Consider the following 15,011-nt stretch of genomic DNA (forward strand, 5'->3'; position numbering starts at 1 on the left):
ATACTTTTTTCACATGGATATGTGGTGTATCAGGTATCCGGTACTGTTTACTGAAGGAGTGAATATCATGATTACTGACAATTTTCTGGATGAAGCACGCGATGTCCCCTCAACCACGCCGATGGAAAGGGTGGTGGCCTGGTCCATTTTCCGCAGTCGGGAGGACGCCAGGAAACTGCTCGACCACGTGCATTTGGCGCCCGGGCAGGCGCTGGTAGGCGGGCACAGTCAGGACAGTGTGGCCGCTTATTGGTGGGTTGGTGTGCAGGTGCAGGACATGAGCCAATGGGGCAATGCTACGGCGGTCAACAAGCGGGGTCGCTTGGGAGATTGAAGGCGGGGATCCGGCCATGTAATGCCCTGAGTAGGGTTTCCTTGTTTTGGTGGTTGCCCAAAACCTGCCTCTGGTAGGCCCTGCGCAGGGCCTTGCCGAGTTCTGGTCCTGGAGGAACGCCGAGATCTATGAGATCGTCGCCACGGATAAGCGCTTCAGGAAGTGTTTCCCAGAGCCCCAGTTTCTGCCAAATCTCGCGGGCATGCGTGATGGATGACAAATCACTGTGACCGCCACCACGTGTATCGGCCTGGGCAACATCAAGGAGCAGGCTGCGGTCAGGAACGCGTAGAGCCAGACGAGCATAGGCCTGTTGCTTGGCCCGATCCCGAAACAGGGCGTGGGGAGCCCCGTGCCAACGGAGTAATGGTAAAATCTGTTGCTGAAGATGTTGACCGGGGAAATAGCGATTCAGGAAGTCGCGTGCCCGAGCAAGGGAATGTTCATGCCCGATGGCCCGCCAGCGATTTTGTGGATCGCGCCGGGTGCTGTCGGCTTTACCCAGATCATGCAAGAGGGCTGCCAGCATCAGGATGATGTCGCGTGCGGGCAGACCCTGGCGCAGGGTGGCGGCTTCGGCAAGCACTTTTCCCGTATGTATCCAGACATCTCCTTCAGGATGCGCATCCGGACGCTGAGGTACGGCCTGCAGCGCTTCGAGGGCCGGGAATGCGCGGATGCTGCCGGTGAGTGCCAGTGCATCCCAGGCTGTCTGCAGGTTGCAGCCACGCAGCAGGAGCGCCTCCCACTCCTTGCGCAGCCGTTCGGTAGGGATTTCCGACAGTTGTTCGGCCAGTTTTTGGCAATGTGGGATGCTGCTTGCTTCGAGATGAAAATCCAGTTGCCCGACCAAACGCGCAGCCCGGAATGCTCTGAGAGGGTCATCAGCAAAGGTGTCGGGATTCACAATGCGCAGTCGTTTTTTCTGCAGATCACGCAGTCCACCCACAGCATCCAGTATTTGTCCGGAGCGCCAGTCCCAGGCCAGGGCATTGACCGTAAAATCACGACGTTGTACAGCAATGGACCAGGGCAGGTGCGGGTCGGTTTCGCCGCGTGTTTGGGGCAGGGTAAATTCCGCACCAGCAGCCACCCAGACTGCACAGCGACCACCCACCCGATGCGCAGCAAAAGGCGCCAGGCATTCTTCCAGTCGCGCTTCATTCAGTTCATGGATTTCCATATCCCAGTCATGAACGGGTAGCCCTAACAGGCTGTCACGAACTGCACCGCCGACCAGCAGCGTCCTCGCCCCCGCACGTTCCAACGCGTTGATTATTGGCGTCAGTTTTGGCGGGATGAATATTTCCATAACCCTAGTTTTTGCGCATCTCGGTCAATAATCCGGCGTAGCGTTCGGCCACAACCCGACGTTTGATTTTCAGAGTAGGTGTGACTTCACCATGAGCTTCGCTCAGAGCTTCCGGCAAAATGGCAAAACGCCGTACCTGTTCATAGGAAGGCAGATCCTGCAGGGCGGTATGAATGCTTTCCTGTAAGGCCTTGCGCAAGATGCTTGCCTCAGGATTGGTGCCGAAGCGTTCCTGTACCTGTTCCGGATTGGGAAAAATCAGGGCACTCAGGTATGGAAGGCGGTCTCCGAAAACGACGGCCTGACTGATGAGCGCCTGGGCCATCAGGCGCATTTCAATTTTTTGTGGGGGAATGTTTTCGCCCGCCGAATTGACGATCAGATCTTTTTTGCGATCACAAATGCTCAGGTATCCATCGTCATCGAGGCTACCGACATCGCCGGTGTGTAACCAGCCATCCACAATGGTTTCCCGGGTGGCACTGTCATTATTCCAGTAGCCGGACATGATGGATGGCCCGCGCACCAGGATTTCGCCATCGGCGGCAATACGTCCTTGCAAATTAGGCAGGAAGCGGCCGACAGTTCCTGGTCGGATGTCATTCAGAGGATTGGCGGCGATGACCGGGCTGGTTTCGGTCATGCCATATCCCTCCACCACAGGCAGGCCGATGTCCAGAAAAAAACGGGTGATATCTGTATCCAGCGGGGCGCCTCCGGAAACGAAAAAGCGCAGGCGTCCTCCGAGTTTTTTGCGTAGCCCGGAGGCTAAAAGGCGGCGCGCGATATACCGTTGCCATGGAGGAACAGAACGATCGCTGGCACTTAGCCCGGCGCCGCGCTGCATGAAACGACCCAGCAGGCCACCGCGTTCCTCAATACCACGCCGGACCCGGCTGTAAAGTAACTGAAAAACTCTGGGAACAGCAATAACGATATCAGGATGAGCCGCTTCCATATCGCGCAAAACGGTATCAGGGCGTTCAGCATAGGCAACTTCCAGTCCGAGCAGGTAAGCGCCAAAATGCCCGGTCCCCCGCTCAAACACATGTGACAGCGGAAGAATGGACAGCAGTCGCTGGCCGCGTCGCAAGGGGACCAAAGGCAAAAAGCCGGCAATATTACTGAGGATGTTACCATGACTGAGCATGACGCCTTTGGGCCATCCGGTTGTTCCGGAGGTGTAAACAATGCTGGCAATTTGCTCACGTTGCAATTCGCCAAGGCGTTCTGCCAGATCCTGTTTGTGCAGCGCGGTATTGTCCTGTTCGAGTTGTGCCCAGTGTTTCAGGCCAGCGCTTTGGGCTGCCTCAGGATTTCTGAGTAATATGCGTTCATGAGGAACCCCCCAACCCTCGCCACCCATTTTTTCCCACTCATTACTGCCCTCCAGCAACACCAGTCCGGCACCACTATCACCCAGAACGTAGTGAATTTCCCGAGGACTAAAACTGGGGTATAGAGGAACCGTGATGGCACCAATGCTGAGAATGGCGAAATCCATAATGGCCCAGTCCATGGAGTTGGGTGCCATCAATATGACTCTTTCTCCCCTTTTAACGCCCAGGCGCAGCAAGCCCTCAGCGCGCGCCTGTACCTGGGTCTGAAAATGGGCAGCACTGACTTTCTGGAAGCCCTGTGGCTGGCGCTCCAGGGCAATACAGCCATTTGGATCCAGTGTGCAACGTGCGAACAGCCCTTCGGGCAGACTCCGAAAACGATCAAGGTCTGCCATCATTTCAGCGCATGGCTTTTTCGGCAGGGGTCAGGCTGCGTTTGAAGCTCTCCATTTGAAACAGGCGGTCCATATATTCCTGGGTAGCCTTAGCCGCTGCTGGCAGGCTGATGTCGAGCACGGGGAGGCGCCAGAGCAGGGGGGCAATGGCACAATCAAGAATGGACAGATCATCGCCAAAAAGAAAACGCTGTTGCGTAAAAATGGTGCTGAGTCCCGCCATGGTACTGCGGATCTGTTCTTTGGCCGTCTTGATTTGTTCCGGACTGAAGCCTGGCTGGAAAAGCGGCGCGAACCAGTCCTGATCAAAGCGCAGCAGCCCCAGACGAACTTTTGCCCGGGAAATAGGATCAACAGGAATAAGAGGAGGATGCGGAAAACGCTCGTCCAGGTACTCCATAATCAACACCGATTCATGGATGGCGAGGTCCCGGTCCAGGAGGGTGGGAACCTGATTGTAAGAATTGAGTTCAGCGAGTTCTTCAGGCTTCTGGGCGAGGTCAACTTCAATGGTCTGATATTCCATTGCCTTTTCTTCCAGAACAAAACGCACGCGCTGCGCATACACGCAATCGTCGCTGGAATACAAGGTCATCAGAGTTTTTTTGCTGCTGGGCGTGGCCATATTTGAACTTCCTTGATCGCAAGTAGAGTATATCTTTAGCATGAAACCCGTAAGAGATTTCATCGGCTCGTTGATTATACATGACTACCGCATTGTTGGGGTATTTCCATGAGAGCAGAGTGCCTGGTGGGAAAATATTATTTGTTAATGAATGTCAATAGGTCTTGTCGAGGACTGTGGGTCGCTGTAAACTTCCTGACCAGTCGGTTAGTTGTATAGAGACAACAAAAGTTGTAACCTAAACCACAACTGTATGGGAGGGCGGTCCTGAGGATCGCATAGGAATTAAAATCATGATCCGTCAGCGCACACTTAAAAATATGATTTGGGGCACCGGAATCGGCCTGCACAGTGGCCGCAAGGTTTATCTGGGCCTACGTCCTGCCCCGATTAACACCGGCATTGTTTTTCACCGGAGTGACATTGAGGGGGGCGCCTGGATCAAGGCTGATCCTCTCCATGTGGTGGATACCCGTCTTTCCACCAATATTGGCGATGGGCAGATTCGTGTGGGCACCATTGAACATCTGATGTCAGCTTTGGCTGGCTTGGGTATTGATAATGCCTATATAGACCTGGATGGTCCGGAAGTGCCGATTATGGATGGTAGCGCGGCGCCTTTTGTTTTTTTGATTCAATGCGCGGGCATTGAAGAGCAGAATGCGCCCAAGCGTTTCATTCGTATCACTAAGCCACTGCTTGCCGAAGACGGTGATCGTTGGGTGCGTCTAGAACCTTTTGATGGATTCAAGGTGAGTTTCACCATTGATTTTGACCACCCTGTCGTCAAAAACGGTGGCCAGGACGTGACTGTGGATTTTTCACGCACTTCCTACCTGAAAGAAGTGGCGCGCGCCCGGACTTTTGGTTTTATGCGGGAAGTAGAAACCCTCCGAAAAATGGGCCTGGCTCTGGGTGGTAATCTGGATAATGCCATTGTGGTCGATGATTATCGCATCCTCAATGAAGAGGGCTTGCGTTACACCAATGAGTTTGTCCGTCATAAGGTTCTTGATTCCATTGGTGATTTGTATCTGCTGGGACATCCTCTGGTGGGACATTTTTCCGGGCATAAGGCAGGGCACGCCCTCAATAACAGCTTGTTGCGAGCCTTGTTGCAGCGCCAGGATGCCTGGGAGTTTGCGGATTATTCCGAAAGCTCTGCCCCCTTTTCCTTTGCAGAAAGCTTGGTGGCTTCTCCCGCCTGAGCTTTTTCCAGGGTCTCTGCCAGGCGCAGCATGGCTCGGGCGATGTCTGGTGCCATCTGCTTGCTACTTTGTTTGAGGGTTTGGGCAGCCTGATCCGCGTAGATTTCAGGTTTTTTCTGTACTCTGGGCTGGGCGGGCAGTTGGGCATGCCAGTACCTGATGCTGGACTGGATATGTTGTACCGGATCTTCAGGAAATTCCTTATTCCAGCGTTTAATCACTTTTTTTTCATTGCGCCGTAACCACGCGTGCCAAACCGGACTTTGGCAAAGCACTTGTAAAGTGTTATCCGACCAGGCCACCAGCCAGGTATGGTCCTGGATTTCCAGGTCGAGCATGGCATTCCAGGCAGGCTGACGTTCCCGCAGCAGGCGGGCATACTGAACGATGCTGCCGACATTTCCTGAGTGGCGTAGTGTAAATGGGCGTTGTGGTCGCTGTCGTTTATCATTCATGGGCTTTCATGCTAACCTGCAAAATATTTTTTACCTAGGTTTGTCTATTCATGTTTGGAACCATCATCCGTCATGTGGTTGGTAGTCGCAATGAGCGTCTGATTAAGAAAGCCCGTGCTGTAGTGATCAGAATCAATGCGCTGGAAGAGCAATACCAGGCCATGGACGATACCAGTCTGGCTGGGCAGACAGCTCTTTTCAAAGAGCGTATCGCCCGGGGTGAAAGTCTGGATGCCGTGCTGCCCGAAGCTTTTGCCGTGGTTCGCGAAGCTACCCGGCGGGTAATAGGTATGCGCCACTATGACGTGCAGCTGATTGGCGGATATATGCTGCATGAGGGCAAAATCGCAGAAATGCGGACCGGTGAAGGTAAGACGCTGGTCGCTACCCTGCCCGCTTATTTGAATGCCTTGCGCGGCAAGGGCGTGCACGTAATTACCGTCAATGATTATCTGGCTAGCCGCGATGCCCAATGGGTTGCCAAAATACATAATTTTCTGGGTCTTAGTGTGGGCACCATCATTTCCGATCTGGCTACGGAAGACCGGCGTGCGGCTTATGCAGCCGATATTACCTATGGTACCAATAATGAATTCGGCTTTGATTATTTGCGCGACAATATGGCTTTCTCACCCGCAGACCGGGTCCAGCGCGGTTTGCATTATGCAATTATTGACGAAGTAGACTCCATCCTCATTGATGAAGCGCGGACTCCTCTGATTATCAGTGGCCCCACGGAAGAAAATACGGATTTGTATTTCCGGGTAGACAAGCTGGTAGGGCAATTTGTCGTCGAGGAAGATTACACGGTTGACGAAAAAGCCAAGCAGGTGATGCTCACCGAGGAAGGTATCGAAAAGGCTGAAAGGCTCATGGCTGAACATGGCCTGCTGACTGAAGATAATCTTTACGATCTGGCTAATGTCACCCTGGTACATCATCTGAATCAGGCGCTGCGGGCGCATGTCATTTATCATCGCGAAACCGACTACATTGTCCGTGATGGTGAAGTTTGTATTGTGGATGAATTTACCGGTCGTATGATGACCGGTCGGCGCTGGTCCGACGGATTGCATCAGGCGGTTGAAGCCAAGGAAGGGGTCGAGGTCCAGAATGAAAATCAGACGCTGGCTTCCATTACCTTCCAGAATTATTTCCGGATGTACGACAAGCTTTCCGGAATGACCGGCACGGCAGATACCGAAGCGTTTGAACTGAACCAGATTTATAATCTGGAAGTGGTGGTTATCCCGACCCACAAGCCGGTACGACGTCTGGATATGGCGGATCTTATTTATCGCACGGCTCAGGAAAAATGGACGGCGATTGTTGAGGATATTCGTGATTGTCATCAGCGTGGACAACCGGTGTTGGTGGGTACAACCTCCATTGAGCACAACGAGTTTCTCTCACATTTGCTCAAGCAGGCCAAAACTCCCCATGAAGTGTTGAACGCCAAGCAACACCAACGGGAGGCGGAAATTATCGCCCAGGCGGGTACGCCCGGAGCGATAACCATTGCCACCAATATGGCCGGGCGCGGTACGGATATTGTGCTGGGTGGGAATGTTGGTCATCAGGTAGATATGGTGCTGGCAGATCCGGATATGGATGAAGAACGTAAAAGTGAGCGTGCCGAAGCCCTGAAAAATGGTTGGCAAGGCTTGCATGATCGGGCAATCGAAGCAGGCGGTCTGCATATTATTGGTACTGAACGTCATGAATCACGGCGTGTGGATAATCAGTTGCGGGGTCGTTCCGGTCGTCAGGGCGATCCGGGCACCACCCGTTTTTATCTGTGTCTGGAAGATCCGCTGATGCGGATTTTCGGCAGTGACCGTTTGGGTGGACTGATGCAGAAACTGGGGATGAAAGAGGGCGAGGCCATCGAACATCCCTGGGTTACCAAATCCATTGAAAATGCGCAACGCAAGGTCGAAAGCCGCAACTTCGATATTCGCAAACAACTGCTGGAATATGATGATGTAGCGAACGAGCAGCGCAAAATCATTTATCAGCAGCGCAATGCCTTTATGGATGCGGATGATGTCAGCGAGGAAATCCAGGTGTTGCGTGAGGATGTACTGGATGCAGTGCTGGCAGATTACACCCCTGCCGGAGTCATGGAAGAAGAATGGGATGTTCCGGGTCTGGAGTCGGCTCTGCAGCGGGTGTTTGGACTCGAAGCGCCCGTCGGGCAGTGGCTGGAACTGGACAAGCGTTTGAACTACGAAGGTCTGCGCAGCAAAGTCATGGAGCTGGTGCAGACGTCTTATGCCGAGAAAGAAGCCTTGATGGGTAGCGAAATGGCGCGTCATTTTGAAAAGTCCATCATGCTGCAGGTGCTGGACAGCCAGTGGAAAGATCATCTGGCCAGTATGGATCATCTTCGCGAAGGCATTCATTTACGCGGTTATGCGCAGAAAAATCCCAAGCAGGAATATAAAAAAGAGTCCTTGGCGATGTTCAACAGCATGTTGGCGCGTATGCGCGAAGAGGTCATCAGTACTTTGTCGCGTCTGCATGTCAGTCCGGCAGCGGAAACCATGGATTGGGACGCCCTGGCGCGTGCCGCAGCACCCCAGCACTTACAGTTTTCTCATCCTGATTTTGCGGCAGAGCCGGGGGCTGAAAATTCAGGCTTGACCGCATTGGCCGGGGGCGTCCTCGGAGAACAGCTGACTGATTCGTCCACCCATTTTCCTGCGCAATCGCCCCTGATTGCCGATGATAAAATTGGCCGGAATCAGCCCTGCCCCTGTGGATCAGGCAAAAAATACAAGCATTGTCACGGACGCTTACAATAAGGAGCTGCTATGGCTGTTGGCCTTCTTCCTCCCCACGATTTGCTGCCTGTAGCCGGTGTGCGGCTGGCGGTCACCGAAGCGGGCATCCGCTATGCCGGACGCCGTGATCTCACCCTGATTGCTGTGGATGAAGGCACCCAGGTAGCGGGAGTGTTTACGCGGAACCGCTTCTCGGCGGCTCCGGTATTGGTGGCCCAGCGGCATTTGTCCTCGGCAACCCCCATTCGGGCGCTGGTCATCAATACGGGTAATGCCAATGCGGGTACGGGGGCTGCAGGCTTGCAGGCGGCAGAAGATTCCTGCCGGGTTGTGGCTGTCGCTTTGGATTGTCCTTCCGAGTCGGTGCTGCCCTTTTCGACCGGGGTGATTGGTGAGCCGGTGGATCTGGCCGGAAAAATCTCTGCCGCGCTTCCCGTCTTAAAAATACATCTGGATGAAAATCATTGGGAAATAGCGGCTGCTGCCATTATGACCACCGATACGATCCCCAAAGCCTGCTCGCAGCAGATGGATCTGGATGGTCAGGTAGTGACGGTAACGGGCATGGCCAAGGGTTCCGGCATGATTCGTCCGGATATGGCGACCATGCTGGCTTATATGGCTACCGATGCACCCTTGCGAGCAGAGGCTTTGCAGCAGTGTCTGCAAGACGCCATGGCGCAATCGTTCAATCGGATTACGGTAGATGGAGACACTTCTACCAATGACGCCTGTATTTTGATGGCGACGGGTAAAATTGCCGCTGAGCCCATTAGCAGTGTCGAAGATCCGCGCTATGCGCCGCTCTGTGCGGCGATCACCGAGGTGGCGCAATTTTTGGCCCAGGCCATTGTTCGGGATGGGGAGGGTGCCAGTAAATTTATTCCTATCCACATTGCGGGGGGGCGCAATGAGGAGGAATGTTTGCAGGTGGCCTATCGCATGGCTCACAGTCCTTTGATCAAGACCGCTTTTTTTGCTTCGGACCCCAACTGGGGACGTTTGCTGGCCGCCATTGGTTCGGCCGGGGTAGATGATCTGGAAGTGGATAAGGTTCAGGTCAGTCTGGGAGAGACGCGCATTGTCCAGGATGGTGCCCGAGATCCTGATTACACCGAGGCTGCCGGGCAGGCGGTGATGGCCGAGGCAGAAATCCCGGTGCGGGTGGATTTGGGTCGCGGGCTGGCGAGCGCGACAATCTGGACCTGTGATTTATCCTATGACTACGTGCGTATTAACGCCGATTATCGCAGCTGATGACAGTCGTTCCTGTAGCCACGGGTATTGTTGAGGACGAAAATGGTCGTCTGCTTATTTCCTTGCGCCCTGAAGGCAAACCCTGGCCGGGGTTTTGGGAGTTTCCCGGTGGAAAGGTGGACCCGGGTGAAACGCCTGTGGAAGCCCTGCATCGGGAGTTATGGGAAGAGATTGGCATCCGGGTGCTGGATGCGGAACCATTCCGGACCCTGGATTATACCTACCCCGAGCGGACAGTGCGCCTGCATTTTTACCGGGTGCGACGCTGGAATGGTGCGGCTCACGGTAAGGAAGGACAGCAGGTTCGCTGGTTGTATCCCTGGGAAATTCCGGCGTTGGAATGTCTGCCCGCCAACCTGCGGATGACGGCAGCGGTATTGGAAGAATTTCTGCCGCACCCGCCACTATGCCTGATTGCAGATCCGGCCCGTGTGGAGCCCCAGGCATTCGCTCATGCCTGGCGAGAAGCACTGAGAGCCGGCCTGCAATGGGTGATCCTGCGTTGCAAAAGCTCTGTGGATGAAGAGCGCGCGAAGTTGTTGGAATCTCTTTGCGCAGAATCCCTGGCCGCAGGTACGCAGGTCTGGCTGAATCATGCTGAGCCTTTGCCAGACTGGCCGCATAGCGGTCGTCATCTGACGCAATCCCAATTGGAAGCTGGCTTGCGGCCTGCAGGGCCTTTTGGCGTTTCCTGTCATGATGCCGGGGAAATTCACCAGGCGGCTCAGGCGGGAGCCCGTTATGCCTTGCTTTCCCCATTGTTTTCCACCCGCTCCCATCCGGATACGTTGCCTTTAGGCGAAAAAGTTTTTGCTGAACTAGCGGAAACTTCGGCTATACCGCTTATTGCCTTGGGTGGGCTAACGGCGGAGCGTGTTCCTGCGGCAATGGCTGCCGGGGCCAGTGGGGTTGCTATCCTCTCGGGAATTATCGAGGCTTCTGATCCTTTTACTGCTACCAGTGATTTTCTGCGCTATTGGAGGCCCTGAGTGCCCCGAATTTCGGTCGTGATCCCGCTGTACAACGAAATCGACAACGTCACACCGCTTTGTGATGCCTTGAGTGTGGCGCTGGCGGGGGCTGATGTTGAAATCATCATTGTCGATGATGGTAGTCGTGATGGCAGTGCGGCGGCCCTGGACCGAGAAGCCGCAGCACGCGGAGACCATTTCAAGATGATTCATCTGCAAAGAAATTTTGGCCAGACAGCGGCGATGCAGGCGGGGATTGATGCTGCCCGGGGGGAGGTCATCGTGACCCTGGATGCTGACCTGCAAAATGATCCTCAGGATATTCTGCCTTTGGCCGAGCGCTTGCTGGCTGAAAATCTGGATGTGGTAGCGGGTTGGCGCAAAAATCGTCAGGATGGCCTGTTTTTGCGCAAAATACCTTCGCGTATTGCCAATCGACTCATTCGCCGCTTTACGGGCGTGCGTTTACATGATTATGGATGCACGCTCAAAGCCTACCGGGCTTCGGTGATCAAAGGGGTGCGCCTTTATGGAGAAATGCACCGCTTTATCCCGGCCTGGTTATCGACCCTGACCTACACCGATCGTATTGTGGAAGTGCCCGTGCGTCACCATGCGCGCGTGGCAGGTAAGAGTAAGTACGGAATTTCCCGAACTTTTCGGGTGCTGGTAGACTTGTTGTTTGTTAAGTTTTTTCTGGGTTACAGCCAGCGACCCATGCATTTTTTTGGTACCGTCGGACTGTTTTCGCTGTTTATAGGTTCCGGCATGCTGATTTATTTGTTTATTGATAAATTCGCCGAAGGCGCAGAGATTTCCGGTCGGCCCATGCTCATTGCGGGCGTCCTGTTTTTTCTGGGAGGGCTGCAGTTTTTGAATACGGGGATTGTCGGGGAAATGCTGTCGCGGATATACCATGAATCCCAGGACAAAAAGACTTATGTGATTCGCCATACGGTGCATCTTGACCCGGGTGCCGAACCCTGATGCCCGTTCCTATTTTGATGTATCACAATATTGACCGCGCACCCAAAGGGGTGAAATTGCGCGGTCTTTACGTTTCTCCAGAACGATTCCGGCGTCAGATGGCATTGCTGCATCGCTTTGGTTATCAGGGTTTGTCCATGTCTGCGGCCTTACCCTATATTCGTGGCGAAGCCAAAGGAAAAGTAGTTGCCATTACCTTTGATGATGGTTATCGGGATAATCTGGAAAATGCCTTACCGGTTTTGCAGCATTATGGATTTACGGCGACCTGTTACATGGTCAGCGCGGCACTGGGTGCGGATAATGCTTGGGATGCGGCAGATCTGGGCGTACACAAGCCGTTGATGTCCGAAACAGAGTTGCGGCAATGGCAAGCGGCCGGGATGGAAGTCGGCGCCCATAGTCGCCATCATCCCCGTCTGCCGGATTTGACGGAAGCGGATCTGCTGAACGAAATGGCCGGTTCCCGTCAGGATCTGGAAAAATTGTTGGATGTTCCCGTCACGCAATTTTGTTATCCCTACGGTGCCGCAGGACAGCGCGAGCGTGAAGCGGCAAAACAGGCCGGGTTTTTGGCGGCAGTGACCGTGCGCCGGGGGCGTGCCCGAGCGGGGGGAGAGGACCCTTTTGACCTTCCCCGGGTCATGGTCGGCGGACATCACGGCCCGCATGTATTCCCTATGCAGATCTGGACAGCACATGAGGATCGGCATTGAGCACCGGGCTGCGGTTGCTCTGGGTGGGAACAAATCCGGGGGGTGGAGGTACAGAAACCCATATGATCACCATGTGTCGCGCTTTGGCGGATGCTGGCGTGGACATGCATGCCTTCGTGCATCCCCAGGGACATATTGGCGAAGCTTTGTCTGACAGTTTGGTCAAGCTGCACTATGGTGCGTTTCGTAACAGTGCCGATGCGCCAGCCATGCGCAAGCTATGGAAAATTATCCGTCATGTGCAACCCGATTGGCTGATCGGGAGTTTCAGCAAGGAATACTGGCCACTGGCCATACTCAGTCGGATGAGTGGCCGTCCTCTGGTATTGTTCCGGCATATGGATTTACGCCTCAGACCCAGCACCCGCTGGCTTTTATCCCGCTGGCCCTTGCGGCTTTTCGCCATATCCGAATACTTGCGTCGTCGTCTGATTGAACAGGGCATTCCTCCGGCGCGGGTAGAAGTACTCCTGAATCCCATCCATCTGGCAGAATTCCATCGAGATGCCGAAGCCCGTCAAAATCGGCGACGCGATTTGGGGTTGACTGATGCGGATTTTCTGTTGGGTTTTGTGGGTGCCTGGCATCGTGGTAAAGGCGTTTTCATGTTGGCCGATGCCATTGATGCCGCCCACGCACAAAATGCGCATGTTCATGGCCTATGGTTAGGCGGTGGGGCGCATGAGGAAGCATTGAGATCCCGTCTGACCAATAAACCCTGGCACCATGTGCTGGGTTGGCAAAATCCGGTAATGCCTTGGTATAGTGTCATGGATGCTTTGGCCCTGCCGTCCATAGAACCCGATACTTTCGGCAGGGTTTGTCTGGAGGCGCAGGCTTGTGGAACACCAGTGCTGGGCGCGGACATAGGGGGTATTCCCGAAAGTTTTGTGGATGGCCAGGGAGGATGGTTGTTGCCGGCTGGAGATGTAACAGCATGGCTTAAAACCACTTTAAATCTGGCAGAAAAAAAACAAACCTTGAATGTTTCTATGGGGTTTGACTATGCAAAGAAGTATTCGTCGACGGTTATTAGTGAGGAATTTTTGAAGCTTTTAGAGATCGATGGTAATTAATAAATGGGTAGTGCGTCATGGGGCAACGTAATTTTTTGATGGAGATGGTGGTTGAAACTCAGCCGAGACGATATTGGTGTGTGCTTAAGTATTTTAAGACAGTGGTTGTGGAATGAGGCAAGCTTTATGAGGATGCACCTGAATATTTCTAACTCTAAAAGATACTGGTTGCTTTTTATAATAGCCGCCACCAGTTTCATTTTTACTCTTTATAATGTCCAGTACACAGGTGAGGAAGCCGTTTATCCGCTCATGTCATATGAGATGTGGTGTCACGGACATATTTTAACGCCTGTGATGTATGGACAAGATTATTGGCGTCCGCCACTTTATAATTTACTCATTACTGGTTTATCAATGTTGATTGGCTGGTCTCATATGCTTGTTGCTGCGCGACTAATCGCTGCTTTTTCTTCAATAGGCTCAGCGCTTCTAGTTGCTTGGTTTGCCAAGAGGATCTGGAATGATCGTGATTTATTCGCATTTACGGCTTTGGTGTACATTACCTTAGGAGATGTTCTTTTTTACGATGGTTGGCTTGCGTACAGTGACCCGTTATTTGCTTTTTTCTGTTTAGCAGCGATGTTGTTTGGATGGCTTGCAGTGCTCGAGAGGCGTGTTGGTTTCTTTGCACTTGCACTGTTAGCAGTGTCTTGTGCATTTCTTACTAAAGCGCTGACGGCCTATGTTTTTTATGGTGTGGCCGTCATCGTTATTACCTTTCAGACGCGCGCATGGAGATTTCTTTTTTCATGGCCTTCCTTGTCTATGCATTTTTTTGCTTTATCAATTCCTGTCCTCTGGTATGGTATGGCACCGGCTGGTGGCGTTATGGCGCATGGAATGCTCAATGATATTATTGGTAAGTTGCAAGGACAAGGAGTTCTGGATTATCTGAATCAGTTTTTTTCTTATCCGGCAAGAACATTCGGTCAGCTATTCCCGATCTCCGGCATTGTCATTTACGCTATAATACGGCGATATTTACCTTTTAGCCTACCGAATCAGCATGTGCGGACAGCCCTATGGATATCTGGGATAAATTATTTACCTTACTGGCTTTCACCTCAAAGTGGAATTCGTTATTTGTTACCTATTTATGGTATTGTGACAATAGCATTGGTGGGATTTATTGCGAACTCTTTAAAGACTAGGAGGTTATTGTTAAAATGGATTTTAGTGGCTATCTTCCTGAAATATATATTCGCTTTGTGGTTATTCCCAGCGTATACAGAGCGTTTTCGTCCGCATCTTGCTGAAATAGCAAAAAATGTGCTAAGGGAAACTCGGGGAGCACCTCTTTATGTCACTAATGTAGCTTGGGTAGGAATTAGTGTAACGGCGGACATTGATCTGGCGATAAGACCGCACCCGCCACTGGTGAGGCCGCCATCAGATTTAACAAATGGGTATGTGCTTAGCTATCCTGGAGACGTGCCCAAAAATTATTCTGTTGTGTCAAAATACCATGGAGCTTGGCTATTATGCTGCGGTATCGTATGTGCCCACAAGGCAGAAACACCCCCACGTCTGAAAAACTGAGACTGTC

General features: G+C 53.0%; 13 protein-coding genes. 9 read left to right on the forward strand and 4 right to left on the reverse strand.

Annotated elements, in window-relative coordinates:
• Positions 1–67: 67 nt before the first annotated feature.
• Entirely contained in the window at positions 68–334 is a 267-nt protein-coding gene (locus tag HAP95_RS06665) for a hypothetical protein (RefSeq protein ID WP_215883510.1), read from the forward strand.
• On the opposite strand, the gene HAP95_RS06670 is transcribed toward HAP95_RS06665, so the two are convergent.
• From HAP95_RS06670 to HAP95_RS06680, 3 genes are read right to left on the reverse strand one after another with little or no spacing between them, the layout of a single operon-like run.
• Positions 306–1,646 carry an HD domain-containing protein gene (locus HAP95_RS06670; RefSeq protein ID WP_215883511.1) on the reverse strand — a complete coding sequence of 447 codons (1,341 nt, stop codon included), beginning with the start codon at positions 1,644–1,646 and terminating at the stop codon, positions 306–308. The two genes, HAP95_RS06665 and HAP95_RS06670, sit on opposite strands and share 29 nt — an antisense overlap.
• A 4-nt stretch (positions 1,647–1,650) precedes the next feature.
• A complete protein-coding gene (locus HAP95_RS06675; RefSeq protein WP_215883512.1) occupies positions 1,651–3,384 on the reverse strand; it encodes an AMP-dependent synthetase/ligase in 1,734 nt (577 codons plus the stop codon).
• A gap of 1 nt (position 3,385) precedes the next feature.
• Positions 3,386–4,006: a glutathione S-transferase N-terminal domain-containing protein gene (locus HAP95_RS06680; protein ID WP_215883513.1), complete on the reverse strand. Its 621-nt coding sequence runs from the start codon at positions 4,004–4,006 to the stop codon at positions 3,386–3,388.
• 293 nt (positions 4,007–4,299) lie between these two features.
• Here HAP95_RS06680 and lpxC point away from each other — a divergent pair, with 293 nt between their 5' ends.
• Entirely contained in the window at positions 4,300–5,214 is a 915-nt protein-coding gene (lpxC, locus tag HAP95_RS06685) for a UDP-3-O-acyl-N-acetylglucosamine deacetylase (protein ID WP_010641253.1), read from the forward strand.
• Here lpxC and HAP95_RS06690 read toward each other — a convergent pair.
• On the reverse strand, positions 5,154–5,669 hold the full coding sequence (locus tag HAP95_RS06690; RefSeq protein WP_215883514.1) for a DciA family protein: 516 nt from the start codon (positions 5,667–5,669) through the stop codon (positions 5,154–5,156). The two genes, lpxC and HAP95_RS06690, sit on opposite strands and share 61 nt — an antisense overlap.
• 50 nt (positions 5,670–5,719) lie before the next feature.
• Here HAP95_RS06690 and secA point away from each other — a divergent pair, with 50 nt between their 5' ends.
• The 7 genes from secA to HAP95_RS06725 are packed head-to-tail and all read left to right on the forward strand — an operon-like array spanning position 5,720 to position 15,004.
• On the forward strand, positions 5,720–8,476 hold the full coding sequence (secA, locus tag HAP95_RS06695; protein ID WP_215883515.1) for a preprotein translocase subunit SecA: 2,757 nt from the start codon (positions 5,720–5,722) through the stop codon (positions 8,474–8,476).
• 9 nt (positions 8,477–8,485) lie between these two features.
• Positions 8,486–9,712: a bifunctional glutamate N-acetyltransferase/amino-acid acetyltransferase ArgJ gene (gene argJ / locus HAP95_RS06700; protein WP_215883516.1), complete on the forward strand. Its 1,227-nt coding sequence runs from the start codon at positions 8,486–8,488 to the stop codon at positions 9,710–9,712.
• Complete coding sequence (locus HAP95_RS06705) at positions 9,712–10,701, forward strand: Nudix family hydrolase (protein WP_215883517.1); 990 nt, start codon at positions 9,712–9,714, stop codon at positions 10,699–10,701. The genes argJ and HAP95_RS06705 overlap by 1 nt, the downstream gene beginning before the upstream one ends.
• Complete coding sequence (locus HAP95_RS06710; RefSeq protein ID WP_215883518.1) at positions 10,702–11,670, forward strand: glycosyltransferase family 2 protein; 969 nt, start codon at positions 10,702–10,704, stop codon at positions 11,668–11,670.
• The gene (locus HAP95_RS06715) at positions 11,670–12,386 is read left to right on the forward strand and encodes a polysaccharide deacetylase family protein (RefSeq protein ID WP_226832623.1); all 717 of its coding nucleotides are present in this window, start codon (positions 11,670–11,672) and stop codon (positions 12,384–12,386) included. Before HAP95_RS06710 ends, HAP95_RS06715 begins: the two co-directional genes overlap by 1 nt.
• Positions 12,383–13,462, forward strand: coding sequence for a glycosyltransferase family 4 protein (locus HAP95_RS06720; protein ID WP_215883519.1), 1,080 nt, complete (start codon positions 12,383–12,385; stop codon positions 13,460–13,462). The genes HAP95_RS06715 and HAP95_RS06720 overlap by 4 nt, the downstream gene beginning before the upstream one ends.
• A gap of 51 nt (positions 13,463–13,513) precedes the next feature.
• Positions 13,514–15,004: an ArnT family glycosyltransferase gene (locus HAP95_RS06725; RefSeq protein ID WP_226832624.1), complete on the forward strand. Its 1,491-nt coding sequence runs from the start codon at positions 13,514–13,516 to the stop codon at positions 15,002–15,004.
• Positions 15,005–15,011 lie beyond the last annotated feature (7 nt).

This window comes from Acidithiobacillus sulfurivorans (assembly GCF_018853815.1).
GTDB lineage: Bacteria > Pseudomonadota > Gammaproteobacteria > Acidithiobacillales > Acidithiobacillaceae > Acidithiobacillus > Acidithiobacillus sulfurivorans.

Bases quoted from the DNA above. Each gene is read 5' to 3' on its own strand.
- HAP95_RS06675 (WP_215883512.1), bottom strand. From the start codon at position 3,384: ATGATGGCAGACCTTGATCGTTTTCGGAGTCTGCCCGAAGGGCTGTTC.
- HAP95_RS06665 (WP_215883510.1), top strand. From the start codon at position 68: ATGATTACTGACAATTTTCTGGATGAAGCACGCGATGTCCCCTCAACC.
- HAP95_RS06705 (WP_215883517.1), top strand. From the start codon at position 9,712: ATGACAGTCGTTCCTGTAGCCACGGGTATTGTTGAGGACGAAAATGGT.
- lpxC (WP_010641253.1), top strand. From the start codon at position 4,300: ATGATCCGTCAGCGCACACTTAAAAATATGATTTGGGGCACCGGAATC.
- HAP95_RS06690 (WP_215883514.1), bottom strand. From the start codon at position 5,669: ATGAATGATAAACGACAGCGACCACAACGCCCATTTACACTACGCCAC.
- HAP95_RS06715 (WP_226832623.1), top strand. From the start codon at position 11,670: ATGCCCGTTCCTATTTTGATGTATCACAATATTGACCGCGCACCCAAA.
- HAP95_RS06680 (WP_215883513.1), bottom strand. From the start codon at position 4,006: ATGGCCACGCCCAGCAGCAAAAAAACTCTGATGACCTTGTATTCCAGC.
- HAP95_RS06670 (WP_215883511.1), bottom strand. From the start codon at position 1,646: ATGGAAATATTCATCCCGCCAAAACTGACGCCAATAATCAACGCGTTG.
- argJ (WP_215883516.1), top strand. From the start codon at position 8,486: ATGGCTGTTGGCCTTCTTCCTCCCCACGATTTGCTGCCTGTAGCCGGT.
- secA (WP_215883515.1), top strand. From the start codon at position 5,720: ATGTTTGGAACCATCATCCGTCATGTGGTTGGTAGTCGCAATGAGCGT.